The organism is Streptomyces sp. TN58, from assembly GCF_001941845.1.
Lineage (GTDB): Bacteria > Actinomycetota > Actinomycetes > Streptomycetales > Streptomycetaceae > Streptomyces.
In genome coordinates, this window is sequence record NZ_CP018870.1 from 3,527,245 (window position 1) to 3,554,101 (window position 26,857).

Here is a 26,857-nt window from a genome sequence, read left to right on the forward strand (position 1 = left end):
AGGTGGGGACGGGCAAGTGAAGCAACTGAGGCCGGGGATCCTGGCGGGCATCTTCGTGGTCGCCGGGGTCCTGTCCTGGGCCGGTGCCCGCCTGTGGAACACGTACGGCACCCTCCCGGGCGTTCCCCTGGCCGCGCCGATCGTCCTGGGGGTGATCGCGGTGGTGCTGCTGGCCACGGCGCTGTCGTTGAGGGCCCGGCTCAAGGCCCAGCGGGAGCGCCGGCCGGGCGCGAAGGGCGTGGAGCCGCTGATGGCGGCCCGAGCGGTGGTCTTCGGACAGGCCAGCGCGCTGGTGGCAGCGCTGGTGGCGGGCATGTACGGCGGTGTGGGCGTCTTCCTCCTGACGGACTCCCTCGACGTCCCCGCCCGCCGCGACCAGGCCTGGTACGCCGGTTTCTCGGTCCTCGCGGGCATCGCCGTCATCGCCGCCGCCCTCTTCCTGGAGCGCGTCCTCAAACTCCCCGACGACGAGGACCCCACCCCGGAGTCCCCCGCGCACGCCTGAGCGGACGCACACCGAAGACGACGGTCCCCTCCGTGTGTCACGGAGGGGACCGTCGTCTTCGGGGTCTTCAGCGCGGCACCGCGCTGCTACTAGGGCCTGTATCGAGTTGCCCCGTGGCGCAACTCGATACAGACCCTAACGGGCCATGATCAGGGACATCGCCTCGTTGCGGGTGGCGGGGTCGCGGAGCTGGCCGCGGACCGCCGAGGTGATGGTCTTCGCGCCGGGCTTGCGGACCCCGCGCATGGTCATGCACATGTGCTCGCACTCGACGACCACGATGACCCCGCGCGGTTCCAGGATCTCCATCAGCGAGTCCGCGATCTGCGTCGTCAGGCGCTCCTGCACCTGCGGGCGGCGGGCGAACACGTCCACGAGGCGGGCCAGCTTCGACAAGCCGGTGATCTTGCCGTCGGTGGAGGGGATGTAGCCGACATGGGCGACGCCGTGGAAGGGGACGAGATGGTGTTCACATGAACTCATGACCTCGATGTCCTTCACGAGGACCATCTCGTCGTGGCCGAGGTCGAACGTCGTCGTCAGGACCTCTTCCGGCTTCTGGTACAGGCCGGCGAATATCTCCCGGTACGAGCGCGCCACGCGGGCCGGGGTCTCCAGGAGGCCTTCACGGTCCGGGTCCTCGCCGACCGCGATCAGGAGCTCGCGGATCGCAGCCTCCGCGCGCTTCTCGTCGAACTCGCCGATCGTGCCCTCGTCACCGCTCAGGGTCACCGGGTCGGTCATGTCTTCCTCGTTCCTGTCCGCACACGCGGTCGTACAAATGTGCCGCGCCCCCCAGGCTAGAACCTGGGGGGCGCGGCTTCCATTCCGGGTGGGTCGGGCCCGCCGTTACTCGGGGCGGTCCTCCGGAGCGACCTCGATGCCCTTCTCCGTGGAGACCGGCGCGACCGAGGCCGAGCCGTTCGCCGCGTTCGTCAGCTGCAGCTCCTTGGGGGAGAGCACCGGCGGGCGGGTGGAGGGGGTGCGGCGGGAGGAGCCGGTCCACGCGGGGCGGGCCGGACGCTTGACGATGGTCGAGAAGATCTCGGCGATCTCCTCCTTGCCCAGCGTCTCCTTCTCCAGCAGCGCGAGGACCAGGTTGTCGAGGACGTCGCGGTTCTCGACGAGGATCTCCCAGGCCTCGTTGTGCGCGGTCTCGATGAGCTTCTTGACCTCTTCGTCGACCAGCGCCGCGACCTCTTCCGAGTAGTCCCGCGGGTGCGACATCTCGCGGCCCAGGAACGGCTCGGTGTTGTCGCCGCCGAACTTGATCGCACCGAGGCGCTCGGTCATGCCGTACTGCGTGACCATGGCCCGCGCCGTGGCGGTGGCCTTCTCGATGTCGTTCGCCGCGCCCGTGGTCGGGTCGTGGAAGACCAGCTCCTCGGCCGCGCGCCCGCCCAGCATGTACGCCAGCTGGTCGAGCATCTCGTTGCGCGTGGTCGAGTACTTGTCCTCGTCGGGCAGGACCATGGTGTAACCCAGGGCCCGGCCGCGGGACAGGATCGTGATCTTGTGGACCGGGTCGGAGTTCGGGGAGGCCGCCGCGACCAGGGCGTGTCCGCCCTCGTGGTACGCGGTGATCTTCTTCTCCCGGTCCGACATGATCCGGGTCCGCTTCTGCGGGCCCGCCACGACGCGGTCGATGGCCTCGTCCAGCATGTGGTTGTCGATCAGCTTCTTGTCCGAGCGGGCCGTGAGCAGCGCGGCCTCGTTGAGGACGTTGGAGAGATCGGCACCGGTGAAGCCGGGGGTGCGGCGGGCGACGGCGCCCAGGTCGACGTCCGGCGCGACCGGCTTGCCCTTCTGGTGGACCTTGAGGATCTCCAGACGGCCCTGCATGTCGGGTCGGTCGACCGCGATCTGCCGGTCGAAGCGGCCCGGGCGCAGCAGCGCCGGGTCGAGGATGTCGGGGCGGTTCGTGGCGGCGATCAGGATGACGCCGCCCTTCACGTCGAAGCCGTCCATCTCGACGAGCAGCTGGTTGAGGGTCTGCTCGCGCTCGTCGTGGCCGCCGCCGAGGCCCGCACCGCGGTGCCGGCCGACGGCGTCGATCTCGTCGACGAAGACGATCGCCGGCGCGTTGGCCTTGGCCTGTTCGAACAGGTCGCGGACACGCGAGGCACCGACACCGACGAACATCTCGACGAAGTCGGAACCGGAGATCGAGTAGAAGGGAACACCGGCCTCGCCCGCGACGGCGCGCGCGAGCAGGGTCTTTCCGGTGCCGGGCGGGCCGTAGAGCAGCACGCCCTTGGGGATCTTGGCGCCGACCGCCTGGAACTTCGCCGGCTCCTGGAGGAACTCCTTGATCTCGTGGAGTTCCTCGACGGCCTCGTCCGAGCCCGCGACGTCGGCGAACGTCGTCTTCGGGGTGTCCTTGGTGATGAGCTTGGCCTTGGACTTCCCGAAGTTCATGACCCGGGAGCCGCCGCCCTGCATCTGGTTCATCAGGAACAGGAAGACCACGACGATGAGGACGAAGGGCAGGAGCGAGAGCAGCACGCTCAGGAACGGGCTGGTCTTGTCCGGGGTGACGGAGTATCCGTCCGGGATCTGACCGGCGTCGTACTTGGTCTGGAGGTTCTGGGCGAGCTGGACGCCCTGATCCCCGATGTAGTTGGCCTGGAACTTGGTGCCGTCGTGCTTGCCGAGCTTCTGGCCTTGCTTGAGCTCAATCTTGATCATCTGGCTGTCGCCGGTGGTCAGCTTGGCTGTCTCCACCTGGCCAGTGTTGATCGCCTTGATGACCTCGCTGGTGTCCACCGACTTGTAGCCGCCGCCGGAGCCGACGACATTCATCAACACGACCACGGCGAGGACGGCCAGCACGATCCACATGACCGGCCCACGGAAGTATCGCTTCACGTCCATCCATACGGGACGCCAGGCGCCCCGTCCCTCCTGCCCGTAGGTAAATGCTGCTGTGTGAGTAAAGAGTGTTCTTCGGAATGTACCCCTGAATTGTCACCCGCGGCCCGTGGGACGGCTGACAGACCCGCCTTCCCCTGCTCCAACGGCGGGAACCGCCCCCAGGTTCCCCGGCGGCGCCGGGGATTCCCGGGGGCGGGGCGGGGTCAGCCGCCGTAGACGTGCGGGGCGAGCGTGCCGACGAACGGCAGGTTGCGGTACTTCTCCGCGTAGTCGAGGCCGTAGCCCACGACGAACTCGTTGGGGATGTCGAAGCCGACCCACTTCACGTCGATCGCGACCTTCGCGGCCTCCGGCTTGCGCAGCAGTGTGACGACCTCCAGGGAGGCCGGCTGGCGGGAGCCGAGGTTCGACAGCAGCCAGGACAGCGTCAGACCGGAGTCGATGATGTCCTCGACGATCAGGACGTGCTTGTCCTTGATGTCGGTGTCCAGGTCCTTGAGGATCCGCACCACGCCGGAGGACTGGGTCCCGGCGCCGTACGAGGACACCGCCATCCAGTCCATGGTGAGCGGGGTGGACAAGGCGCGCGCCAGGTCCGCCATCACCATGACCGCGCCCTTGAGGACGCCGACGATGAGCAGGTCCTTGCCCGCGTACTCCGCGTCGATCTTCGCGGCCAGCTCGGCCAGCTTCGCGTCGATCTCTTCCTTGGTGATGAGCACCGACTGGAGGTCGTTGCCCATGTCCTTCTCGTCCACCCGCATCACTTTCGTTGTCGGCCGGGGCTCCGGGGTGTCCCCCGGAGGACTCAGCCGTGTCTCAGCACCAATCAGCCCTGCCGGATGACAAGTCTGCCACCCTGCCGCTGGGCCTCCACCCGGCCGGGCAGGTTGATGGCGCCCTGGCCGCGCCATCCGGTGATGAGGCGGTCGACTTCCTCGATGTGGCGGGCGAAGAGCGAGCCCGCGGGGGAGCCGGCGGCGACGACGGCCCTGCGCAGCACACGGCGGCGGACGGCCGGGGGCAGGGCGTACAGCTTGGCGCACTCCAGGCGGCCGTCCTCGTCGCGTACGCCGCCCTCCGCCTCGGCGGCCCAGGCGTCCAGGGCGTCGGCGTCGTCGCGGGAGAGCTGGGCGGTGCGGGCGAGGGCCTCGACGACACCCTTCCCGAGCGCCTTCTCCAGAGCGGGCAGTCCCTCGTGGCGCAGGCGGGAGCGGGTGTAGGCCGGGTCCATGTTGTGCGGGTCGTCCCAGACGGCCAGGGACTGGACCATGCACGCCTTGCGGGCGGTCTGCCGGTCGACCTGGAGGAAGGGGCGGCGGTAGCGGTGGCTGCGGCCGGGGCGGCCGGGGCCGCCGGACACCTCGGGCATGCCGGACAGCGAGCGGATGCCGGATCCGCGGGCGAGGCCCAGCAGGACGGTTTCCGCTTGATCGTCCCGGGTGTGGCCGAGCAGCACGGCGGCGGCGCCGAGGCGGTCGGCGGCCTCGTCCAGGGCTCCGTAACGGGCGTCGCGGGCGGCGGCCTCGGGGCCGCCGTCACGGCCGACGCGCACGGCGACGGACTCCACCGGGTCGAGGCCGAGGGCGGTCATGCGGACGACGACCTCGGCGGCGCGCTGGTCGGAGCCGTCCTGCAGTCCGTGGTCGACGGTGATGCCGCCGGCCCGGATGCCGAGTTTGGGGGCCTCGAAGGCGAGGGCCGAGGCGAGGGCCATGGAGTCGGCGCCGCCGGAGCAGGCGACGAGCACGAGTGGCGGGGTGCCCGCGCCGGTGCGAGGGTCGGCGCAGGGGAACGCTCCGGACGGGGTCCGGGGGCGGTCGGTGAGCTCGGTGAGGACGTCGTGGAGTACGCGGCGGACCGCCAGGCGTATCGCCGCGACCGCAGGATGGGGACCCATGTCCGGTGCCCTTCGATGGAGTTCGGATGCCTCGGAGGCGTCGGGTGGTGTGCTGGGGGTGCTTGCCCGGCTGCCCCCGCGGAACGGAGGATGTCACTCAGAGTGCGTCGATGGTGACAGAGCCGAGCCGTTCCCCGAGCATCGCACGCCCTTATACGGCTCACGGTCCCTCGGACGGGTGATGCTGCTTCCCCCAGTGAGACATGTTTAGGCCTCTTCGTCACGTGTGGCGCGGGTGAACGCGTGGGAAGCGGCGGCGCGGGAGCGCCGGGCCCGCCCGGCGTGCGGGCGGGCCGGTGTTCCCGGGAGTTCCCGGAGGTCACCCCTGCGCGGTGTCCGCGCTCCCCTCGTTCCCCCTGCCGTGGACGCGGGCCACCCAGTCCGCGGGCCGGTCGATCTCCGCCTTGGTGGGCAGTGTGTTCGGAGAGGTCCAGACGCGGTTGAAGCCCTCCATGCCGACCTGGCCCACGACGGCGCGCACGAAGCGCTCGCCGTCGCGGTACTGGCGCAGCTTGGCGTCGAGGCCGAGCAGCTTGCGCAGGGCGGCGTCGAGGCGGCCCGCCCCGCTGGCGCGGCGCTGCTGGAACTTCTCGCGGATCTCGGCGACCGAGGGCACCACCTGGGGGCCGACGCCGTCCATGACGAAGTCGGCGTGTCCCTCCAGCAGGGACATGACGGCGGTGAGGCGGGCCAGGATCTCGCGCTGCTCGGGGGTCTGCACGAGCTCGACGAGGGAGCGCCCCTCGTCGGCCTGCTCGGCGTCCGGGCGGGCGCCGGCGAAGGACTGGGCGGCCTCCCGGATGCGTTCCAGGACGGTCATCGGGTCGACCTCGGTGGCGCCGAGGAACGTCTGGATCTCGCCTTCGAGGTGGGCGCGCAGCCACGGGACGGCCGTGAACTGGGTACGGTGCGTCTCCTCGTGCAGGCAGACCCACAGCCGGAAGTCGTGCGGGGCCACCTCCAGCTCGCGCTCGACGTGGACGATGTTCGGGGCGACGAGCAGCAGCCGGCCGCCCGAAGCGGAGGCCGGCAGGTCGCGGGAGACTGGCGCGAAGGTCTCGTACTGGCCCAGGACCCTGGAGGCCAGGAAGCTCAGCAGCATGCCCAGCTCCACGCCGGTGACCTTGCCGCCGACGGTGCCGAGGACCGCTCCGCCGGGCGCGCCGGCGCGGCGCTCCTGCATCTTGCCGAGGAGGGGCGTGAGCAGGGCCCGGAAGCCCGCGACGTTGGCCCTGACCCAGCCGGGCCGGTCGACGACCAGGACGGGGGTGTCGGGGACGGCGGCGCCGTCCGGGATCATCCGGGTGTACTCGCGTACGTGCCGTTCCGAGGTCCTGGCGTGTCCGCGCAGTTCGGCGACGACGGCCCGCGCCTCGTCCCGGGTGACCTCCGGGCCGGGTCGCACCAGCCGGGTCGCGGTCGCCACCGCGAGGTTCCAGTCGACCATCTCCGCACCACTGATGCTCGTCATGCGTCAACCGTACGTGGGCGAGGCCTTCGGCGGACCCCCTACGGAGCGGCCGCGACGGCGGCGGCCAGCTTGTCGAGGCCCTTCTCGGCGCCCTCGGGGCCGGGGCTGTGGGCCGTGAGGAAGGCGAAGGCGAGGAGCCTGCCCTGGGAGTCGACGACGGTGCCGGAGAGCGAGTTCACCCCGGTGAGGGTGCCGGTCTTGGCGCGGACCAGGCCGGCCGCCGGAGACGCACCGGCGTTGCGGGCGCGCAGGGTGCCGGTGAAGCCGGCGACGGGGAGCCCGGTGAGGACCGGCCGCAGCTCGGGGTGGGAGGGGTCGGCGGCCTTGGCGAGCAGGGCGGTCAGCAGGCCGGCGCTGACCTTGTCGGCGCGGTTGAGACCGCTGCCGTCGGCGAAGCGGGAGCCGGCCGTGTCGAGGCCGAGGCCGGCGAGCCGGGCGGTGACGGCCTTCTCGGCGCCCTCGAAGCCGGCGGGCTGTCCGGAGGCGAGGGCGGTCTGGCGGGCGAGGGCTTCGGCGATGTCGTTGTCGCTGTTGGTCAGCATCCGTTCGACGAGCCCGGCCACCGGGGTGGACTGGGTGACGGCGAGCGGCTGGGCGCCGGCGGCGGCCTTGGCCCGGACCGGTTGCGCGGTGACGGTGATGCCGCGCTCCGACAGCAGGGTGCGGAAGGCGCGGGCGGCGGCCCCGGCGGGGTCGTCGCTGCGGTCCACCGGTCCGGAGGTGGAGTCGTCGGGGCGGCCCTCGTCGGCCGCGAGGGCGGTCACGGGGGCGATGTTGGGATTGACGCCGATCGGGTGCCGGACGGGCCCGGTGTAGAGGCTGTCGTCGTATCCGAGGGTCACGGTGTCGGTGCCGGCGGCCTTGAGGGCCTGGGCGGTGTCGGCGGCCAGGGCGACGAGGCTGCCACCGGATCCGGCGGGGCTCTTCTTCTTCGCGGTGAGGGAGGGGTCGCCGCCGCCGACGAGGACGATCTGTCCTGGGGCGGTGCCCGGTACGACGGTGGTCCTGATCCGGTGCTCGGGCCCGAGGGCGGCGAGCACGGCCACGGCCGTGGCGATCTTGACGGTGGAGGCGGGGGTCATCGGCTCGCGCGCCCCGGACTCGAAGAGCACCTGCCCGGTGGCGGTGTCGACGACGGAGGCGGTACGGGCCGTGCCGAGCGCGGGATCGGCCAGCAGCGGCCGCAGCCGGGCGGCGAGCCCGTCGGCGGATCCGGCGGGGGCGGCCTGTGCCCGCGGGACGCCGGGGCCTACGGCGCCCAGTACTCCGGGGGCGCTGGGCGCCGCCTGCGGTAGGGGTCCGGCGGCGGCGGTGCCGTCGTGATCTGCGCCACCCGTACGGCCCCAGGAGGCCGCCCTGTCCCGCTCGGCCTTACGCTGGCCGGAGTCCCATGGGCCGGCGGCGGTCACCGCTGCCACCGACAGGGCGAGGCCGGCGACGGCCGCACCCGCGGTGAGCTGCCAGGTCTTGACCAATGGCACCTCGGACCAGCCCCTTTCGCGATCACACATATGCGTGAGGGACACTTAACCACTGCGTCTTGCCGCGAGCATGGCACCCCACCCGACAGGGCTGGGCCGGACGCGCACGCAGTTGAATCAATGCCGTCTCGAAGCATGAAGTTGATCATGGAGGAGCAGGACGTGGAGTTCGACGTCACCATCGAGATCCCCAAGGGTTCGCGGAACAAGTACGAGGTGGACCACGAGACCGGCCGGATCCGTCTGGACCGTCGCCTCTTCACCTCGACCAGCTACCCGGCCGACTACGGCTTCGTCGAGAACACCCTCGGCGAGGACGGCGACCCGCTGGACGCGCTGGTCATCCTTGACGAGCCGACCTTCCCGGGCTGCCTCATCAAGTGCCGCGCCATCGGCATGTTCCGCATGACGGACGAGGCGGGCGGCGACGACAAGCTGCTGTGCGTGCCGGCCTCCGACCCGCGTGTCGAGCACCTGCGCGACATCCACCACGTGTCCGAGTTCGACCGCCTGGAGATCCAGCACTTCTTCGAGGTCTACAAGGACCTGGAGCCGGGCAAGTCCGTCGAGGGCGCGAACTGGGTCGGCCGCGCCGAGGCCGAGGCCGAGATCGAGGCCTCGTACAAGCGCCTGGAGGCGCAGGGCGGCCACCACTGAGCTCCGGCTCGGCGGCGGTGACGGGCCGGGGGTCTCCCCCGGGCCCCGTACGGCTGTGACATGGCGGGCGGCATCCCCTGGGGGGTGCCGCCCGTCGCCGTGTTCGGCGGAGAAACGGGCGGCACCAGGTTTCGACGGGGAGGAAACGGTTCCGCATACTGATACTCCGGGTGATCACGAACGGGAGGACGCGTGGCGGAGGCCGACGGGGCCGAGGACAGGAAGCCCCAGTCCGACGAAGCGCACAGCGCCTTCACGCCGCCTCCCGGCACCGGGCCGGAGGTGTCCGCCGACGATCAGCCCACCTCGGAGTTCGTTCGCCCGCCGAACACCGAACCGGCCCCGCCCGAGCCCGAGGGGTCCGCCTTCGCCGCGCCCGCCACCTACAGCGCCGCGCAGTCCCCGCCCGCGTACACCCCGGGCCAGGGGTTCCCCGTCGCCCAGATGAAGGAGTCCCCCTGGCAGGACCGCATGCGCACGATGCTGCGCATGCCGGTCGACGTGCGCCCCGTACCGGACCTCGTGCAGCGGCCGAGCGAGACCGGGCCCGCCGTGGGCCGCGTACTCGACCTGACGCTGCGCATCGGGGAGCTGCTGCTGTCGGGCGGCGAGGGCTCCGAGGACGTGGAGGCCGCGATGTTCGCCGTGGCCCGCTCCTACGGGCTGGACCGCTGCGAGCCGACCGTCACCTTCACCATGCTGTCGATCACGCACCAGCCGTCGCTGGTCGACCACCCGGTCTCGGCGAGCCGGACCGTGCGCCGCCGGGGCACCGACTACACCCGGCTGGCGGCCGTGTTCCGGCTGGTGGCCGACATCAGCTCGGCGGAGACCGACGTCTCGCTGGAGGATGCCTACCGGCGCCTCGCCGAGATCCGGCGCAACCGGCACCCGTACCCCACGTGGGTGCTCACGGCGGCCGCGGGGCTGCTCGCCGGGGCCGCCTCGATCCTGGTCGGCGGCGGGGTGCTGGTCTTCTTCGCGGCGGCGCTCGGCGCGGTCCTCGGCGACCGGCTCGCGTGGCTGTGCGCCGGGCGAGGACTGCCGGAGTTCTACCAGTTCGTGGTCGCGGCGATGCCGCCGGCCGCCTTCGGCGTGGCGCTCAAGCTCGCCGAGATCGAGAACATCAAGGCCTCCGCCGTGATCACCGGCGGGCTGTTCGCGCTGCTGCCGGGACGGGCCCTGGTCGCGGCCGTGCAGGACGGCCTGACCGGCTTCTACATCACCGCCGCCGCCCGGCTCCTGGAGGTGATGTACCTCTTCATCGGCATCATCATGGGCGTGCTGGTCGTGCTCTACCTCGGGCTGCAGCTGGGCGCCTCGCCCAAGCCCGAGGAGGTCCTGCAGATCACCCAGCGGCCGCTGATCCAGATCGCGGCGTCGATGGTGCTCGTCTTCACCTTCGCGATCCTGCTCCAGCAGGAGCGCTCCACGGTGTGGATCGTGACCCTCAACGGCGGGGTGGCGTGGGTGACCTTCGGGGCCCTGCACTACGCGGGCGGGATCCCGCCCGTGCCGTCCACGTGCGTCGCGGCCGGTCTGGTGGGCCTCTTCGGGCAGCTCTTCTCCCGCTACCGCTTCGCGTCCGCCCTGCCGTACGTCACGGCCGCCATCGGGCCGCTGCTGCCCGGCTCGGCGACGTACTACGGGCTGCTGCTGATCGCCGAGGACCGGCTGAACGAGGGGCTGGGCTCCCTGGTGAACGCCGCGGCCATCGCCCTGGCCATCGCGATCGGGGTGAACCTGGGGTCGGAGGCCTCCCGGCTGTTCATGCGCATCCCCGGCGCGGCGAGCGCCGTCAAGGGCCGCGCGGCGGCGAAGCGGACCCGCGGCTACTGATGGCCGCCGGCGGCCCCCACAACGGCCCCGGCACCGGCCCGCACACACTGCGGGCCGCACCCCCTGCCCCGGCGGGGCGGGCGTGCGGCCCGTACGACGTGTCGTCCTGCGCGTGGTGTCAGCGCTTGGCGTGGCGCCCGCGCTGGCCCGGGGACTGCGGACCGGAGCCGTCGGCGACCGCGGCCGCCTCCGGGGCCTGGCCGGCGGCGGCCTTGTTCTCCTTGCGGGCCTTCAGCACCTCGAAGACCACCGGGATGACGGAGACGAGGACGATGCCGACGAGGATCGGCTCGACGTTCGTCTTGATGAACTCGATCTGGCCGAGCCAGTAGCCCGCGACGGTGACGCCCGCGCCCCACGCGATGCCGCCGATGACGTTGTAGGTCAGGAAGGTGCGGTACTTCATCGAGCCGGCGCCCGCGACCATCGGGGCGAAGGTGCGGATGATCGGCACGAAGCGGGCGAGCACGATGGCCTTGGGGCCGTGCTTGTCCATGAACTCGTGCGCCTTGTCCAGGTTCTCCCGCTTGAAGAGCTTGGAGTTGGGCCGGTTGAAGAGCTTCGGCCCGAAGAACTTGCCGATCATGTAGCCGACCTGGTCGCCGATGATGGCCGCGGCGACGATCAGGGTGCAGACCAGCCACAGCGGCTGCTTGATGTACTGCCCGTCCGCGACCAGCAGGCCCGCGGTGAAGAGCAGGGAGTCGCCGGGCAGGAAGGCGAAGAGGCCCGACTCGGCGAAGACGATGACCAGGATGCCGATCAGGCCGAAGTGCGAGATCAGGTAGTCCGGGGACAGCCACTCAGGGCCGAGCGCAAGCGTATACACGGGTTCCGGACTCTCCTGGATCGGGGGGAAGGCAGGGATGGGGGCGGTTTCAATTATCAACGCACACGACCCCCGCCCGGTTCCAGGTACCGGCGGGGGTCGCGCGCGTGATGTTCCGCTTACACTCCGCGCACGCCGTTCGCCAGGATCGCGTCCCTCAGGTGTGCGGCCATGCCCGGCTTCACCGCGTCGTAGAACGCCGTGAAGCGCTCGTCCGCCACGTACATCTCGCCGAGGCAGGTGTGCATCTCGTACGGGCAGTCGTAGAACCACTTGTGGATGTGCAGGCGGTGCTCCTCGGCCAGGTCCATCGCGGCCTCGCCCTCGGCGGGTTCACCGGCCTCCATGGCAGCGGCGTACCGGCGGCCCCAGTCGGCGGACTCGTCCTGCATCCGCTGCCAGTCGTCCTTCGTGTACGAGGCCGCGCGGCGCTGGGACTCGGCGTACGCCTCGGTGTCGCCCCACCGCTCCTGGACCTCCTCCGCGTACTGCTCGGGGTCCTGCTCCCCGAAGACCTCGAACTTCTCCTCGGGCGTGAGGTTGATGCCCATCTTCTTCGCCTCCATGGCGTGCTCAACGGCCTTGGCCATCTGCTGGAGCCGGGCGATCCGGTCGGTCAGCAGGGCATGCTGCCGGCGCAGATGCTCCTGTGGATCCGACTTCGGGTCGTCCAGCAGGACCGCGACCTCGTCGAGGGGGAAGCCGAGCTCCCGGTAGAACAGGATCCGCTGCAGCCGGTCCAGGTCGGCGTCGTCGTACCGCCGGTGTCCCGCGTGGCTGCGGCCGCCCGGGGAGAGCAGCCCGATCTCGTCGTAGTGGTGCAGGGTGCGCACCGTGACCCCGGCGAAACCCGCCACCTGGCCCACTGAGTAGCCCATCTCTTCCCTCCTCTGCTCGGGTACGCCCCCCACTGTGGTTCCTCACGCCGCGTGAGGTGCAAGTCCTTCCCCGAGCTACCTGCTCAGCCCCCGGTAACGGCCCACGGCCAGCGGGAAGAAGACCGCGAGCAGCAGCAGCGGCCAGGCGACCGCCAGCAGGGCCGCGTGGTCGGCGGCCCATGAGGGCGGGGCCGCGACCGGGTTGCCGAACAGGTCGCGGACGGCGGTGGCCGTCGCCGAGAGCGGGTTCCATTCCACCACCGCGCCCAGCCAGCCCGGCATCGACTCCGGCGTGGCGAACGCGTTGGACAGGAAGCCCACCGGCCAGACCAGGATCTGCACCGCCTGCACCAGCTCGGGCCGGCCCGCGACCATGCCGAGCCAGATCCCGATCCACAGCATCGCCAGGCGCAGCAGCAGGAGCAGTCCGAAGGCGAGCAGGGCGGCCGCCGCGCCGCCGTGCCATCGCCAGCCGAGCAGCAGCCCGACCGCGGCCAGGACCAGCAGGCCCACCGCCGACTGGAGCATGTCGGCGGCGCTGCGGCCCACCAGGACCGCGGAGGAGGACATGGGCATGGCGCGGAAGCGGTCGATCACCCCCTTGTTCAGGTCCTGGGTGACGGCCGTGAGGGTGGCCTCCAGGCCGAAGGCCATGGTCAGGGCGAGCATCCCGGGGACCAGGAACTCGACGTACTCGCCGTCGATCCCGCGCCCGCCGCCCACCAGGAAGCCGAACATCAGCAGCATCATCACGGGGAAGACCAGCCCGACGAGCATCTGCACCGGCTGCCGCGCCCAGTGCGCCAGCTCGCGCCGGGTCATCGTCCAGGAGTCCGAGACCACCCAGGCCGCGCTCATGCGGCCACCTCCTCGCGGTCGGTCAGGTGCAGGAAGACCTCGTCGAGCGTGGGGCGCCGGACGGCGAGGTCGGCCGCCTCGATGCCCGCCTCCTGCAGCGTCCGCAGGGTCCGGGCCAGTCCGGCCATGCGGTCCTGGACGGGGAAGCTCAGGGTCAGGGTGTCGGGGTCGACGGCGGGGTCGGGCAGCAGCCGCGCCGCGTGCGCCAGGCGCGCCGCGTCCCGCAGGACCACGACGATCCGGTCCCGGCCGACCAGGGCCTTCAGTTCGTCGGCCGTGCCCTCGGCCGCGACCCGGCCGCCGTCGATCAGGGAGAGCCGGTGGGCCAGCTGGTCGGCCTCCTCCAGGTACTGCGTGGTGAGCAGCACGGTGGTGCCGCCGCCGACCAGGGAGCGGACCGCGTTCCACACCTCGGCGCGGCCCCGCGGGTCGAGGCCGGTGGTCGGCTCGTCCAGGAACAGCACCTCCGGGTCGGTGATCAGGGAGGCGGCGAGGTCGAGCCGGCGCCGCATGCCGCCGCTGTACTGCTTCACGGGCTTGCGGCCGGTGTCCGCGAGGCCGAAGCGCTCCAGCAGCTCGTCGGCGCGCAGCCCGGCCCGGCGCGCGCCCAGGTGGTGGAGGCGTCCGAACATCTCCAGGTTCTGCCGTCCGGCCAGTTCCTCGTCGAGCGCGGCGTGCTGGCCGAGGAGGCCGATGCGGGAGCGTACGGCCGCCGGGTCGGCGGCCACGTCGTGGCCCGCCACGCGGACCGTCCCCTCGTCGTGCCGGAGCAGGGTGCTCATGATGCGCACGGCCGTGGTCTTGCCGGCGCCGTTGGGGCCGAGCACGGCGTGGACGGTGCCGCGCGCCACCTCCAGGTCGAGCCCGGCCAGGGCCTGCTTGTCGCCATACCGCTTGTGAACGCCTGCGACGGAGATCGCCAAAGCCACTCCTCACTAGTCAAACTTGATTACCGCGAGCCGCAAAGGTAATGCCCGCTCGCGAGCTAGTCAAACTTGATTACGCCCTCAGGCGTAGGGATTCTCCTGACCCTCCGCCAGCACCCCCACGAAGGGCTCTCCGCCCTCGCCCGCGAAGGAGTACGCGCCCCCCTCGATCCGGGCGATCAGCCCCCGCGTCCACTCCGCCTCCGCGTCCGCGGAGTGCACCCACCTGTGCATGATCTCGCCGATGTGGCCCAGCGGCTCCGGACCGCCCTCGGGCGTGTAGTAGTCGGTCACCGACGACCGCCAGCCCGCCAGCTTCGCCAACCGCTCCCGCAGCAGCGCGAGCACTTCCGCCCGCGGCAGGTCGACCATGAAGCCGATCGCCGCCGACAGCACGTCCGCCTTCTGGTCGAACGCCGCGAGCGCCTCGCGCAGCAGCCTGAAGTACTCCTCCCGGCCGGCGTCCGTCACCTCGTACTCGGTGCGCGGCGGTCCGCCCGCCGCGCTCGGCGCCACCTCGTGCGCGTGCAGGACGCCCTGCTTCGCCATCTGCTTCAGGGCGTGGTAGATCGATCCCGGCTTGGTGTTCGACCACTCGTGGGCGCCCCAGTACTCCAGGTCGTTGCGCACCTGGTACCCGTGGGCGCGCCCGTGCTGGCGGACGGCGCCGAGGACAAGAAGCCGGATCGCTGACATGGGGCCAGGCTATGTCCCCCCGGTTCAGCCCATCGCCTTGGTGCCGTCGACGGACTCGCGGATGACGTCCGCGTGGCCCGCGTGCCGGGCGAACTCCTCCACCAGGTGCAGCAGCATCCAGCGGACCGACACCTTGGTGTCCTTGGGGAACCACGGCGCCGGCGGCAGCGGGAAGGTCTCGTCCAGGCTCGCGACCGCGGCGGCGAAGGCCTCCGTCTCCGCCCGGACGCCGTCCCAGAAGGCCAGCACGGACGGGATGGTCTCGCCCTCGACGAGGCGGAAGCTGTCGCCGTAGCTCGACTCGTCGCGCAGCCGCTCGTTCGGCCGCTGCTGGGCCAGCCGCAGCCAGTTCAGCTCGACCTCCGCCACGTGCTTGAGCAGCCCGGACAGGGAGAGCTCGCTGGCGCTCGGCCGGCTCGCGGCCTGCTCCTCGTCGAGCCCTGCGAGGGACGCACGAATCGCCGCGCGCTGCGACTCGACGAAGGCGAGGAGCGTGCCGCGCTCGTCGCCCAGGACCTCGGTGGAAAGCTGAGCCATGACAGGACCGCCTCTGCGTGGGGTGGCCGGGGGGCTCTCCCCCGACACCCCATACGCTACGGAGGATGTAGGTCAGCTCCTGTCCTAATGGAGCCGGGATCGCGGGGTCAGTTCGGGGAGATCTCCCCGTCCGGCCGTATCGCGGGCAGCCCCGTGGCGGGCTTCGGGAGCAGGGCCTTGGAAAGGTCCTGCCTGCCGGTCGGGTCGAGCCCGTACATCGCCTCGTAGATCTTGCGGACGGCCGGTCCGGAGGCCCCGGAGCCGGTGCCGCCCTGGGAGATCGTCATGACGATCGTGTAGTCCTCGGTGTAGGAGGCGAACCACGAGGTGGTCTGCTTGCCCTGGACCTCGGCCGTGCCGGTCTTGGCGTGCATCGGGATCTGCTTCTGCGGCCAGCCGCCGAAGCGCCAGGCGGCACTGCCGTCGGTGGCGACGCCGGCGAGGGCCCGGTCGATGTTGTCGCGCGTCCGGGCGTCCATCGGGAGCTTCCCCCGCTCCTTGGGGGCGATCTCCTTCACCGACGTCCCGTCGGCGCTGACGACCGCCTTGCCGACGCTCGGCTGGTGCAGGGTGCCGCCGTTGGCGATGGCCGCGTAGACGGACGCCATCTGCAGCGGGGTGACGAGGGTGTCGCCCTGGCCGATCGAGTAGTTGATCGCGTCACCCTCGCGCAGCTGGTTGCCCTGGCGGCAGTTCTCGTAGGCGATCTTCTCGGCGAAGCTGCCGTTCTTCTTGCCGTCCCGGCACCAGGCGTCCTTGTTGGCGTCGAAGAAGTCCTGCTTCCACTTGCGGTCGGGGACCCGGCCCGGCACCTCGTTGGGCAGGTCGATGCCGGTGCGCTTGCCCAGGCCGAACTCGTGGGCGGTCTTGAAGAACCAGTCCTTCGGGTCCTTCTTCGGCTTGATGCCGCCGTCCTTCTTCCACTCCTGGTCCGCGATCAGGTAGTAGACCGTGTCGCAGGAGACCTCCAGGGCGCGGCCGATGGTGATGTCGCCGTGGCCCTGCGACTCGAAGTTCGTGAAGGTCTGGCTGCCCACCGAGTACGAACTGGGGCAGGGGTAGCGGTTGTTGAAGGGGTAGCCGGCGTTGACCGCGGCGGTCGAGGTGACCACCTTGAAGATGGAGCCCGGCGCGGCCTGCCCCTGGATGGCGCGGTTCAGCAGCGGGTAGTTGGACTCCTGGTCCGTGAGGGAGGCGTAGTCCTTCGCGGAGATGCCGCCCACCCAGGCGTTGGGGTCGTAGGTCGGGTTCGACGCCATCGCGACGATCCGGCCCGTCCTGGACTCCATCACCACGACCGCGCCCGAGTCGGCCTCGTAGTTGCGGCCGGTGTTCCGGTCGTGGACCTTGCGGGCGTCGATCATCGCGTTGTTCAGCTCGCGCTCGGCCACCGCCTGCACCCGTGAGTCGATCGAGGTCACGATGTTCGAGCCGGGCTGCGCGGGGTCCGTCTCGCCCTGCCCGATGACCCGGCCGAGGTTGTCCACCTCGTAGCGGGTGATGCCGGCCTTGCCGCGCAGCTCCTTGTCGTACGTGCGCTCCAGGCCGGAGCGGCCCACCTGGTCGGAGCGCAGGTAGGGGGAGTCGGACTTCTTCGCCTTGGCGATCTCCTCGTCGGTGACCGGCGAGAGGTAGCCCAGCACCTGGGACGTGTTGGCCCCGTCCGGGCCGGCGTAGCGGCGCAGCGCGGTCGCCTCTGCCGTGATGCCGGGGAAGTCCTCGGGGTGCTCACGGATCTGCAGGGCCTGCTCCGTGGTCGCCTCGTCACTGACCGGGATGGGCTGGTAGGGCGAGCCGTTCCAGCAGGGCTGCTTGGTCTTGGAGTCGCAGAGCCGGACCTTGTCGATGACCTCCTGCGGGTCCGTGCCCAGTACCTCGGCGAGCCGGGTCAGCACGGATTTGCCCTTGTCGGGCATCTTCAGCAGCTCGGTACGGCTCGCGGAGACCACCAGGTGGGTGGCGTTGTCGGCGAGCGGGACCCCGCGCGCGTCGAGGATCGAGCCGCGCACGGCCGGCTGGACCACCTGCTGGACGTGGTTGTTCTTCGCCTCGTCGGTGTACTCCTGGCCGTTGCGGATCTGGAGGTACCAGAGCCGTCCGCCCAGCGTGAGCAGCAGGGAGAAGACCACGACCTGGATGACGACGAGCCGGTTCTGGACCCGAGGGGTCCGGCCGGTCTCCGGTATGTTGCTCAACTCGATCTCCCCCGGGCGGCTGCCTACGCCCGGTCGAGTCTAAGGGCTGGCCCGTCATCCCCGGCGGGCGCGCGGCGCCGGCTACGGCGCCTCGCCGCGCGCAAAGCGCCCGCATACGCCCAGTACGAGGACGCTCCTCCGCCTTGCGATGCACCGCATCCGACACCGCGCGCTGATCCGCCAGGGATGACGGGCCAGCCCTTGGGGGTGCGCGGCCCCCTGATCAGAACGGGAAGGCCGTCCGCCCGTGCTGGACGGAGATCCACTTCTGGGTGGTGAACGCCTCGACCGTGGCCTCGCCGTTCAGCCTGCCCAGACCGGAGGCCTTCTCCCCGCCGAACGCGGCCAGCGGTTCGTCCCCGATCGTGGAGTCGTTGACGTGCATCATCCCCGTCTCGATCCGCTGGGCGAAGCGCACGCCCCGCTCCACGTCCCGGGTGTGCACGGCGCCGCTGAGCCCGTAGGGGGTCGCGTTGGCCAGCCGTACGCCCTCGTCCTCGCCGTCGAAGACGACCAGCAGCGCGACGGGGCCGAAGATCTCCTGGCCGAGCAGCGGGGAGTCCTCGGGGATGTCGGCGAGCACCGTCGGCTCGACCAGGTTGCCGCGCGTAGACCCCCGTACGAGCGCCCGGGCGCCGGATTCCACGGCCTGGTCGACGAGGGCGGTCAGGGCGTCGGCCTGGAAGGAGTTGATCAGGGGGCCGACGTGGGTGTCGGCCTCGCGCGGGTCGCCGGTCTTCAGGGCGCGCACGCGCGCGGTGAACTTCTCGGTGAACTCCTCGGCGACCGAGGCGTCGACGAGGATCCGGTTGGCGGCCATGCAGACCTGGCCCTGGTAGACGAAGCGGCTGAAGACGGCCGCGTCCACCGCGTAGTCGAGGTCGGCGTCGTCGAGGACGACGAGGGCGCTGTTGCCGCTGAGTTCCAGGACCGTGCGCTTGAAGTGGCGGGCGGCGATCGCGCCGACGTGCCGGCCGACCCGGTCCGAGCCCGCGAAGGAGATGACCTTGGGGACGGGGTGCGTCAGGAGGGCGTCGCCGATCTCGGCGATGTCGGTGACGAGGACGTTCAGCAGGCCGGCGGGCAGCCCGGCGTCCTCGAAGATCTTGGCGATCACGCCGCCGCCGACGACCGGGGCGTTCTGGTTGGGCTTGACGACCACCGCGTTGCCCAGGGCCAGGGCCGGGGCGACGGACTTGAGCGTGACCAGGAAGGGGAAGTTGAAGGGGCTGATCACGGTGACGACGCCGACGGGCAGCCGCTGGACCCGGTTCTCCTTGCCCTCGACCGGTGAGGGCAGGATCCTTCCTTCGGGGCGGACGGCCAGCTGCAGCGACTCGCGGATGAACTCCATCGCGAGGTGGACCTCGTACTCGGCCTTGGGACGGGTCCCGCCGAGCTCGTCGATCATCGCCTCGACGATCTCCTTCTCGCGCTCCTCGGTGATCCGCAGGGCGCGCTCCAGGACCGCGCGTCTGATGTACGGGCTGGTGGCGGCCCACTCGCGCTGGGCGCGTTCGGCGCCGCGGTAGGCCTGGTCCACCTGCTCGACGGTGGCCACGGTGATGGCCGCGAGCTTCTCCCCGTTGTACGGGTTGACGTCGATGATGTCCCATGAACCGTTGCCGGCCAGCCATTCGCCGTCGATGTACTGGTGAGCGAGGTCGCTGAATATGGACATGCCATCCCTTACTGCGAGCGCGCACCCGTGCGCTGCACCGGAGACCGATCGGTCGTCATGCACTGATCAGACGTCATACTACGTGCGGATCAAGACAGTTGGAGTAGGCCGCGAAGAAGATCCCTGGTCCGGTCGGGGTCGGGGCAGTCGGCCTGAAGGCGCTCCATCGCCCGCCCGTACTGCCCCACTTCCTCGTCCTTGTCCAGGTAGAGGGCGCTGGTGAGCTGTTCCAGATAGACGATGTCCTGCAGGTCGGACTCGGGGAAGCGCAGCAGGGTGAAGGCTCCGCTCTCGCCCGCGTGCCCGCCGAAGGAGAAGGGCATCACCTGGAGCTGCACGTTGGGCCGCTGGGAGACCTCGATGAGGTGCTCCAACTGGCCGCGCATGACGTTGCGGTCGCCGTACGGGCGGCGCAGCGCGGCCTCGTCCAGGACGGCGTGGAAGACGGGGGCGCTCTCGGACACGAGCACCTTCTGCCGCTCCAGGCGGAGCGCGACACGGCGGTCGATCTCGGCGGCGGTGGCGCCGGGCATGCCGCGGCTGACGACGGCGTGGGCGTAGGCCTCGGTCTGCAGCAGCCCGTGGACGAACTGCACCTCGTAGATGCGGATGAGCGAGGCGGCGCCCTCCAGCCCGATGTAGGTCTGGAACCAGCCGGGCAGCACGTCGCCGTAACTGTGCCACCAGCCGGTCGCGTTGGCCTCGCGGACCAGTCCCAGCAGGGACTCGCGCTCGGTGCTGTCCGTGACCCCGTAGAGCGTGAGGAGGTCCTCCACGTCCCGTGCCTTGAAGCTCACCCTTCCCAACTCCAAGCGGCTGATCTTCGATTCGGATGCGCGGATCGAGTAGCCGGCCGCCTCACGGGTGATGCCGCGGGATTCTCGGAGTCGCCTGAGCTGGGAGCCCAGGAGGATGCGGCGCACCACAGAACCGCTTGCTTCTGCGGTCACTAGTACTGCCCTCCCCATCGCATTGGCGTGCGCGTGGTGTGCGCGGCGTCTCGGGGCCCCCGTACCCCAGAGGCCGCAGTCTGCCACCAAAACGCATCGGGCCGTACTCGTTCTGTAACGGAATCCCGCCTCCGGGAGAAGAAGTCCGTAAGTCTGCGTAGGAAGAAATGAGCAAGAACCGTCACGTGAGCGGACAGGTCCGGCGCGTGCACGTGCATCTGCCCTTGCATCCGGCCCGGGCATTCGGAACCATGGTCCCCGCGCACCTGCGTGCTCTTCGCGCCGGCGCGGGACCCACCCCGCAGTTATTTCTGGTCGGAGTTGACCGCTCCGCCCGCGAATCCCGGGAGTGCCTCGCATGGGGACGAATGGATCGACCATGCTCGAGCCGTTACGGCAGGGGCTTCCCCCGGTCGACCCCACGGCTGTCTCCGGGTCCGCCTCGTGCGCCCTCCCGCCACGCTTCGACGCGGTACGCGGCGCCCGCACCTTCACCCGCTCGACGCTGTCCCAGTGGGGCCTCGACGACCGCTTCGACGATGTCGCCCTGGTCGTGTCCGAACTCGTCACCAACGCGCTGCGGCACGCCCTGCCGGAGGATGCGCGGGGGCCGGAGCCCGAGCCGGAGCCGCCGGTACGGCTGCACCTGATGCGGTGGAGCACCCGGCTGGTGTGCGCGGTGCGCGACCCCAGCGAGGACCGGCCCGGCGGGGCGTTCTCGCCGGAGCGGACCGAGGAGAACCTCGATCTGGAGTCCGGGCGGGGGCTGTTCCTGGTGGACTCCTACAGCGACAGCTGGGGCTGGCACCCGCTCGCGGGACGACTGACCGGCAAGGTGGTCTGGGCGCTGTTCCTGCTGCACGACTGAGCCGCCGGTACACGACGACTGGCCGGGACCGATCGCTGCGATCGGTCCCGGCCAGTGCACGTGCATGGCTTGATGAGTGCGCCGTTCCGTCAGCCGATCAAGTGATCGAACTCGCCGTCCTTGACGCCCAGGAGCAGGGCTTCTATCTCGGCCGGCGTGTAGACGAGCGCCGGTCCGTCCGGGAAGCGCGAGTTGCGCATGGCGACCTCGCCTCCGGGCAGTTTCGCGAACTCCACGCAGGAACCCTGCGAGTTGCTGTGTCTGCTCTTCTGCCACGTCAGCTCAAACAAGGAAGCGAGTTCTGCAGCTGCCATCCCGTTGTACGCGTGGTCCACAGGAAGCCCCCGATAGTGCAGATGTCAACTCCACCGGATCATAGCTGTGTTCAGGGGTGGCTGCACGCGCAGATGCACGTGCACGCGGGGTGTTCCGGTGATCACAGACAGGTCCGCCACCCTCAGGGGTGCCCGGTGGAGCCCGGGCCCGGCCCTGATCCGCCGGACACCCCTAGGGCGCGGGGAGCGGCGGGCGGCGGCCGCCCATGTGGGCCCGGTCGGCGGCCGCCGTGCCGTCCTCCCAGCCCGCGTGGTCGGTGGCGCCGCGCAGCCGGGTGGTGGTGGTCCGCGGGAACATCTCCTCGGCCCGGGAGGTGACCGCCACGTCGCGCGCCACCAGGGCGGGCAGGTTGTCCGCGGCCTCCGCAGCCGTGTGCTCCGCGGTCTCGGCGAGCCGGTGGCCGATCCGACTGGCGTAGGCCAGCAGGAACGACTGCCGGAAGGTCTTGGTCCGCTTGCGTCCGCCCGACCGCTGGGCGGCCTCCGCGCGGGTCATCGCGGCCGTCGCCTGGACGAGGAGCGAGGTGTGGAGCAGCTCCACCGCCTCCAGGTCGCTCTCGAAGCCGACCACCGTGGAGAACTCGTAGGCGCTGTTCCACACCGCCCGGCAGCGGTTTGCGGTGGCCACCGCGTCGAGCAGGACCGCCTTCGCCTCCTCGTACGGGGGCTCGACGCCGATCCGGCGGGCGGCCGGCACCTGCGCCGGGCCGCCGCCGCGCGCGGCCAGCAGGGCCTCGTCCACGGTGTGCCGGGCCATCAGCTCCTGGGCCTTGGCGCTCAGCGCCTCGGCCTCCTCCGGGTAGGTGGTCGCCTCGGCCTTGGCGAGCAGGGCCCGGATGCGCGCCAGCATGCGGGGCTCGATGTGGGCGTGCTCCGCGAGCGCGTCGACCGGATCGCCGGGCAGCGGGCCCACGGGCTCCACGGAGGGCAGCCGGATCAGCAGCCGCAACACCTCCAGGAAGGCGGTGGCCAGCGTGAACCGGTCCGACCGCTCCCGCCGCGCGAGTGCGTCGGCGTACTCCCCGTCGTTCCTCCACCACACCTCGGCGGTGGTCCAGCGCTCCGGGAGCCGGGCGTAGCGGCGCGCCTCGGCGGCGATCAGGTCCCCGGTGATCCGCAGGTGCCGCTCGTCGAGGTCGCGCCGGACCAGCCGCAGCACGTCGGCCGGCTGCCAGCCCCGCTCCCAGCCCTGCCGTACGTACGCCTCCCCGCGCGCCAGCAGCTCCCCGCCCACCGCGGACCAGTGCCCGGGATCGGCGGCGAGCAGCGAGGCCCCGGTGTCCAGCCCGGCGTCGTCCTGGGCGTACAGGGCCGCGGCGAAGGCTCGGTCGACGGTCTCGGCAAGGTCTCTCACACCTCTCAGCTTGGCACGCCCCCCCTACGCGCCCCCCTTCGCGCCCCGCTCCCGGCCGCGGGCCCCGGCGCCGCAGCCGCCGCGGTGCGCGAGGGGGCGGGCACGCCCGGGCGACGGCGGCCGCCCGGCCACTGTCGGACCCCGGTGGGACACTCGCACCCATGAGCGACCGCACTCCCCGGTGGGCCCTCGCCGAGGACGGCGACGGGTGGTGGCACGCCGCACCCGTACCCCTCGCCGGCGGCGGCCGGACGGACGCGGCCCCGCTCCGCGTCCGCGATCCCGCCGAGGCGATCCGCCGCGCCCCGCCCGGCACCCGGTGGGTCTGGCGGTCCACCGCCGCGGTGTACCCGCGCCTGCTCGCGGCCGGCGTCCGCGTCGAGCGGTGCCACGACATCGAGGACGCCGAGCTGCTGCTCCTCGGCCACGAGGGCCGTTCCGGCGAGCCCCGCTCGGCCGCCGCCGCCTGGGCACGGCTGAACAACGCCCCCGTGCCGCCCGACCCCCGGCAGCGCGCGGCCGATCCACGCGCCCAGGACTCCCTCTTCGACCCGCAGCCCGCCCCGCTCTCCCTGGAAGCCCTGCTGGCCGTCCACGCCGACCAGGCGGGGCGGCTCGGCGCGACCGCGCACCCCGACCGGATGCGGCTGCTCGTGGCCGCCGAGTCCGCGGCCTTCCTGGTCGCCGCCGAGATGAACCGGGCCGGCCTGCCCTGGCGGGCCGACGTGCACCGCGCCCTGCTGACCGAGCTGCTCGGCGAGCGGTACGCGGGCGGCGGGGAGCCCAGGCGCCTCGCCGAACTGGCCGACCGGGTCTCGGCCGCCTTCGGCCGGCGCGTACGCCCCGACCTGCCCGCGGAGGTGATCAGGGCCTTCGCCAAGGACGGGATCAAGCTGAAGTCCACCCGCCGCTGGGAGATCCAGGAGCTGGACCACCCGGCCGTCGAGCCGTTGATCGAGTACAAGAAGCTGTACCGGATCTACACGGCCCACGGCTGGAGCTGGCTCGGCGACTGGGTCCACGGGGGCCGTTTCCGCCCGGAGTTCATCCCCGGCGGCACCCTCACCGGCCGCTGGGTCACCAACGGCGGCGGGGCGCTGCAGATCCCGAAGGTGATCCGCAGGGCCGTCGTCGCCGACCCGGGCTGGCGGCTCGTCGTCGCCGACGCCGACCAGATGGAACCGCGCGTACTCGCCGCCATCTCCCGCGACCCCGCCTTCATGGAGGTGGCCGGCAGGCCCGAGGACCTCTACACCGCGGTCTCCCGCCAGGGCTTCTCCGGCGACCGCGACAAGGCCAAGATCGCCGTGCTCGGCGCCGTCTACGGGCAGACCTCCGGGGACGGCCTGAAGAACCTGGCCGCGCTGCGCCGCCGCTTCCCGCGGGCGGTGGCGTACGTGGACGACGCGGCGAAGGCCGGGGAGGAGGGCCGGCTCGTCCGCACCTGGCTCGGCCGCACCTGTCCGCCGCCCGCAGGCTCCGGCGAGCGGGACGAGGCCGGCGACGGGGGCGTCGACCCCGGCGGGGGTGAGCCCGAGGGTGAGGCCGGAGCCGGGACCGTCCAGGACAGGGAGGACGGCTGGACCCCGGGCTACGCCTCCACCAACTCCCGGGCCCGCGGCCGTTTCACCCGCAACTTCGTCGTCCAGGGCAGCGCCGCCGACTGGGCGCTGCTGATGCTCGCGGCGCTGCGGCAGGCCACCGCCGGGATGCGCGCGGAGCTGGTGTTCTTCCAGCACGACGAGGTGATGGTGCACTGCCCCGCCGAGGAGGCCGGAGCCGTCGTGGAGGCGATCCGCGCCGCCGGCGACCGGGCCGGCCGGATCGCCTTCGGCGACACCCCGGTCCGGTTCCCGTTCACGACGGCGGTCGTCGAGTGCTATGCCGATGCCAAGTAGGCGTTGCCTGACGTCAGTTGCGGTCACGGTTCCAGCCCGGGGCGAGGGCGATCTCCTTCAGCTGCTCCAGCGTCAGCCGGGGCTGCGGGCGCGAGGGGCCGCCGTTCTGGTTGGCGGTGTTGAAGGCGGAGACCGTCACGCGCAGGCCGTTCTCGCGCAGGGTGGCCACGGTCCACTGGACCACGCCCGGGGCCTTGCCCGCCGAGCCCTGCGTGATCTTCACCTTCGTCCCGTCGGACTCCGTGGTGACGTCGGCGCCCGTGAAGCCCGCGGTGGTCTCGGCCCTGGAGACATTGAGCTGGACCAGGGACGGGCCCTTGCCGTCGTCGAGCACGAGGTAGCCGTACGAGCCCTCCCCGCCCCGGGAGGCGATCGGGACCCCGAAGGGGGCCGCCAGCAGCTCCAGGGCGTCGGCGGCGCTCCGGTCCTTCAGCGGCGTCCCCGGCCCGGCGTCCCGCGACCCCGGCTCCGGCTCGGCGGCCGGCAGGTCGTTCAGTGCGGGGAGCCAGACCTGTGAGGTGACCAGGGACTTCAACTGCGCGCTGTTCAGGGGTGGGTCGGGGCGGGTGGTGGCCGCGTCCTTCTCCGCGGGGGCGTTCCACTCCGAAGCCTCGACCAGGAAGCCGGCCGGGGTCACGAGCACGGCCCGCCAGCACTTGGTGTCCACCCGGCGGTCGGCGTACTCGTACCCCTTGTAGACGAGCAGCTTCGAGCCGTCCGGCAGCTGCTCGGTCCGGCAGTCGTCGTACCCCTGGAGGCTCTTGTCCCCGCACTCGGTGAGCTGGCGGGCCTGACTGCCCTTGGGGTCCACGCGGGAGAGGCTGACGCTGACGGCCGCTTTCCCCTTCCCGTCGTCGTACACGCCGGAGACCGCCGCTCCGCCCTCGCTCTCGGTGCCGCGCGCCGCCGTGGCGGTCAGCTTCCCGCCCTGCGGGGCCAGAGCCTTCTCCAGGTTGGTCATCATCCGCTCCGCGCCGACCGCGCCGCTGCCCACCCGCGGGCTCGGGGCGCCGCCGTGCCCGCCGCCGTTCGCGCCGTCGGTGGCCGAGCCGGCGTCCGGCGTCGGCGCCGCGGCGACGGTGACGCCGTCCGAGCCGCCCGCGCCGTCCAGGAGCCCGCCCGCGTAGGCGCCGGCCGTCGCGACCAGCGCCAGGGCCAGCGCGGATCCGCCGACCACCGCGGCGCGGCGGCGGGCCACCAGGTGGCGGCCGCGTTCCTCGCCGGCGTCGACCAGGGCGTGCCGGTCGACCGTGAAGCCGTCCCCCGCCTGCCGGAGGGCCACACCGAGATCATCTTCAAAGGGCATGAGGAATTTGACCTTCCGTTCAATGGGTAGGGGTGGGCGGCCCGGGCAGTACGGGCCCGGGCGCGTCCGTGCCGTTCACAGCTCCGCGAAGGCGCCGAGGCTGCCGCCCAGCTCCTGCCGCAGCCGGGCCAGTGCCCGGGAGGTGCGCGTCCGCACCGCCGCCGAGCTGACGTTCATCGCGTCGGCGGTCTCCTCGACGCTGCGGTCCTCCCAGTAGCGCAGCACCAGCACCGCCCGGTCCTTGGGCGCCAGCCGCCCCAGCGCCTCCAGCAGGGTCATCCGCAGCACCGGATCGCCGCCGCCCGGCGCCACCGCCCCCGAGTCGGGAAGGGTCCCGACCGGGCGCTCCCCCGCCGACCGGCGGCGCCGGTGCGTCAGGTAGGCCCGTACCAGCACCGTCTGCGCGTACGCCGCCGGATTGTCCACGCGGGCGATCCGGCCCCAGTGCAGGTACATCCGGCCCAGCGTCTCCTGCACCAGGTCCTCCGCGAGATGGGTGTCCCCGCTCGCCAGCAGGCAGGCCGATCGGTACAGGTGCCCCGACCGGCCCGCCGCGAATTCACGGAACCCGTCCCTGCGACCGTGTCGCATCCGCTCCCCCTCGCGTCCGTCTCACTGCACTTGACGCGACGGCGTGCGGAAATGTTTCACCCCTCGGCCGAAGTCACCGCCGGCGTCACCGGACGGGCCGGGAAGGGGGACGCGGTCGGATGTGCTCGAACCGCACACATGCTCTATGTTGCAGAGGCAAAACACGGGGGCTCGGCGGTGCGCACACTCAGGAGCCGCGCCCTGGAGCGGTGGAAAGCGCTTCACGAA

The 26,857-nt window shown here is 71.7% G+C and carries 24 protein-coding genes; 5 read left to right on the top strand and 19 right to left on the bottom strand.

All coding sequences use genetic code 11. The annotated features are described in order from the left end of the window. The first annotated feature begins 16 nt into the window (after positions 1 to 16). Positions 17 to 505 carry a DUF3180 domain-containing protein gene (locus tag BSL84_RS15990; RefSeq protein WP_030032397.1) on the top strand — a complete coding sequence of 163 codons (489 nt, stop codon included), beginning with the start codon at positions 17 to 19 and terminating at the stop codon, positions 503 to 505. A gap of 135 nt (positions 506 to 640) precedes the next feature. Here the strand turns inward: BSL84_RS15990 and folE are convergent, their stop codons facing one another. The 6 genes from folE to dacB all read right to left on the bottom strand — a co-directional run bounded on the left by folE (position 641) and on the right by dacB (position 8,231). Further along, positions 641 to 1,249 carry a GTP cyclohydrolase I FolE gene (folE, locus tag BSL84_RS15995; protein ID WP_030037055.1) on the bottom strand — a complete coding sequence of 203 codons (609 nt, stop codon included), beginning with the start codon at positions 1,247 to 1,249 and terminating at the stop codon, positions 641 to 643. 105 nt (positions 1,250 to 1,354) lie between these two features. Next, positions 1,355 to 3,379, bottom strand: coding sequence for an ATP-dependent zinc metalloprotease FtsH (ftsH, locus tag BSL84_RS16000; protein WP_030037053.1), 2,025 nt, complete (start codon positions 3,377 to 3,379; stop codon positions 1,355 to 1,357). Positions 3,380 to 3,582: 203 nt separating this feature from the next. Continuing rightward, positions 3,583 to 4,143, bottom strand: coding sequence for a hypoxanthine phosphoribosyltransferase (gene hpt / locus BSL84_RS16005; RefSeq protein ID WP_030010907.1), 561 nt, complete (start codon positions 4,141 to 4,143; stop codon positions 3,583 to 3,585). A 65-nt stretch (positions 4,144 to 4,208) separates the two neighbouring features. Beyond that, the gene (gene tilS / locus BSL84_RS16010; RefSeq protein WP_075970587.1) at positions 4,209 to 5,279 is read right to left on the bottom strand and encodes a tRNA lysidine(34) synthetase TilS; all 1,071 of its coding nucleotides are present in this window, start codon (positions 5,277 to 5,279) and stop codon (positions 4,209 to 4,211) included. Positions 5,280 to 5,598: 319 nt separating this feature from the next. Beyond that, the gene (locus BSL84_RS16015; RefSeq protein WP_030037049.1) at positions 5,599 to 6,750 is read right to left on the bottom strand and encodes a zinc-dependent metalloprotease; all 1,152 of its coding nucleotides are present in this window, start codon (positions 6,748 to 6,750) and stop codon (positions 5,599 to 5,601) included. Positions 6,751 to 6,788: 38 nt separating this feature from the next. After that, positions 6,789 to 8,231, bottom strand: a complete 1,443-nt coding sequence (gene dacB, locus BSL84_RS16020) for a D-alanyl-D-alanine carboxypeptidase/D-alanyl-D-alanine-endopeptidase (protein ID WP_075970588.1) — start codon at positions 8,229 to 8,231, stop codon at positions 6,789 to 6,791. 162 nt (positions 8,232 to 8,393) lie between these two features. Between dacB and BSL84_RS16025 the strand changes: the two genes are divergently transcribed. Next, positions 8,394 to 8,888, top strand: a complete 495-nt coding sequence (locus BSL84_RS16025; RefSeq protein ID WP_030031597.1) for an inorganic diphosphatase — start codon at positions 8,394 to 8,396, stop codon at positions 8,886 to 8,888. A gap of 192 nt (positions 8,889 to 9,080) precedes the next feature. After that, positions 9,081 to 10,727, top strand: a complete 1,647-nt coding sequence (locus BSL84_RS16030) for a threonine/serine ThrE exporter family protein (protein ID WP_075970589.1) — start codon at positions 9,081 to 9,083, stop codon at positions 10,725 to 10,727. Between the two features lie 118 nt (positions 10,728 to 10,845). Here BSL84_RS16030 and BSL84_RS16035 read toward each other — a convergent pair whose 3' ends face one another. The 9 genes from BSL84_RS16035 to BSL84_RS16075 form a co-directional block, all read right to left on the bottom strand. Next, positions 10,846 to 11,556, bottom strand: a complete 711-nt coding sequence (locus tag BSL84_RS16035) for a DedA family protein (RefSeq protein WP_045320789.1) — start codon at positions 11,554 to 11,556, stop codon at positions 10,846 to 10,848. A 119-nt stretch (positions 11,557 to 11,675) separates the two neighbouring features. Then, complete coding sequence (locus BSL84_RS16040; protein ID WP_030029051.1) at positions 11,676 to 12,434, bottom strand: MerR family transcriptional regulator; 759 nt, start codon at positions 12,432 to 12,434, stop codon at positions 11,676 to 11,678. 75 nt (positions 12,435 to 12,509) lie between these two features. Beyond that, entirely contained in the window at positions 12,510 to 13,292 is a 783-nt protein-coding gene (locus BSL84_RS16045) for an ABC transporter permease (RefSeq protein ID WP_030029050.1), read from the bottom strand. Beyond that, a complete protein-coding gene (locus BSL84_RS16050) occupies positions 13,289 to 14,221 on the bottom strand; it encodes a daunorubicin resistance protein DrrA family ABC transporter ATP-binding protein (RefSeq protein WP_030029049.1) in 933 nt (310 codons plus the stop codon). Before BSL84_RS16050 ends, BSL84_RS16045 begins: the two co-directional genes overlap by 4 nt. 78 nt (positions 14,222 to 14,299) lie before the next feature. Then, positions 14,300 to 14,914 carry a PadR family transcriptional regulator gene (locus tag BSL84_RS16055; protein WP_030029047.1) on the bottom strand — a complete coding sequence of 205 codons (615 nt, stop codon included), beginning with the start codon at positions 14,912 to 14,914 and terminating at the stop codon, positions 14,300 to 14,302. A gap of 24 nt (positions 14,915 to 14,938) precedes the next feature. Beyond that, positions 14,939 to 15,451, bottom strand: coding sequence for a DinB family protein (locus BSL84_RS16060; RefSeq protein WP_030029046.1), 513 nt, complete (start codon positions 15,449 to 15,451; stop codon positions 14,939 to 14,941). A 107-nt stretch (positions 15,452 to 15,558) separates the two neighbouring features. Continuing rightward, positions 15,559 to 17,646 carry a penicillin-binding protein 2 gene (mrdA, locus tag BSL84_RS16065; RefSeq protein WP_030029045.1) on the bottom strand — a complete coding sequence of 696 codons (2,088 nt, stop codon included), beginning with the start codon at positions 17,644 to 17,646 and terminating at the stop codon, positions 15,559 to 15,561. A 223-nt stretch (positions 17,647 to 17,869) separates the two neighbouring features. Continuing rightward, complete coding sequence (locus tag BSL84_RS16070) at positions 17,870 to 19,327, bottom strand: aldehyde dehydrogenase family protein (protein WP_030029830.1); 1,458 nt, start codon at positions 19,325 to 19,327, stop codon at positions 17,870 to 17,872. A gap of 89 nt (positions 19,328 to 19,416) precedes the next feature. After that, complete coding sequence (locus tag BSL84_RS16075; RefSeq protein ID WP_045320791.1) at positions 19,417 to 20,295, bottom strand: helix-turn-helix domain-containing protein; 879 nt, start codon at positions 20,293 to 20,295, stop codon at positions 19,417 to 19,419. A gap of 340 nt (positions 20,296 to 20,635) precedes the next feature. Here BSL84_RS16075 and BSL84_RS16080 point away from each other — a divergent pair, with 340 nt between their 5' ends. Then, positions 20,636 to 21,145 carry an ATP-binding protein gene (locus tag BSL84_RS16080; RefSeq protein ID WP_075970590.1) on the top strand — a complete coding sequence of 170 codons (510 nt, stop codon included), beginning with the start codon at positions 20,636 to 20,638 and terminating at the stop codon, positions 21,143 to 21,145. 89 nt (positions 21,146 to 21,234) lie between these two features. Here BSL84_RS16080 and BSL84_RS16085 read toward each other — a convergent pair whose 3' ends face one another. Together BSL84_RS16085 and BSL84_RS16090 are read right to left on the bottom strand one after the other, a co-directional pair. Beyond that, a complete protein-coding gene (locus BSL84_RS16085) occupies positions 21,235 to 21,480 on the bottom strand; it encodes a DUF397 domain-containing protein (protein WP_030029825.1) in 246 nt (81 codons plus the stop codon). A gap of 172 nt (positions 21,481 to 21,652) precedes the next feature. After that, on the bottom strand, positions 21,653 to 22,834 hold the full coding sequence (locus BSL84_RS16090; protein WP_075970591.1) for a DUF2786 domain-containing protein: 1,182 nt from the start codon (positions 22,832 to 22,834) through the stop codon (positions 21,653 to 21,655). A gap of 161 nt (positions 22,835 to 22,995) precedes the next feature. On the opposite strand from BSL84_RS16090, the gene BSL84_RS16095 reads away from it, so the two are divergent. Further along, positions 22,996 to 24,732, top strand: a complete 1,737-nt coding sequence (locus BSL84_RS16095) for a bifunctional 3'-5' exonuclease/DNA polymerase (RefSeq protein WP_075970592.1) — start codon at positions 22,996 to 22,998, stop codon at positions 24,730 to 24,732. A 13-nt stretch (positions 24,733 to 24,745) separates the two neighbouring features. On the opposite strand, the gene BSL84_RS16100 is transcribed toward BSL84_RS16095, so the two are convergent. Both BSL84_RS16100 and BSL84_RS16105 read right to left on the bottom strand, forming a co-directional pair. Then, positions 24,746 to 26,014 carry a hypothetical protein gene (locus BSL84_RS16100; RefSeq protein WP_052680414.1) on the bottom strand — a complete coding sequence of 423 codons (1,269 nt, stop codon included), beginning with the start codon at positions 26,012 to 26,014 and terminating at the stop codon, positions 24,746 to 24,748. Between the two features lie 99 nt (positions 26,015 to 26,113). Continuing rightward, complete coding sequence (locus BSL84_RS16105; protein ID WP_030031491.1) at positions 26,114 to 26,629, bottom strand: SigE family RNA polymerase sigma factor; 516 nt, start codon at positions 26,627 to 26,629, stop codon at positions 26,114 to 26,116. Positions 26,630 to 26,857 lie beyond the last annotated feature (228 nt).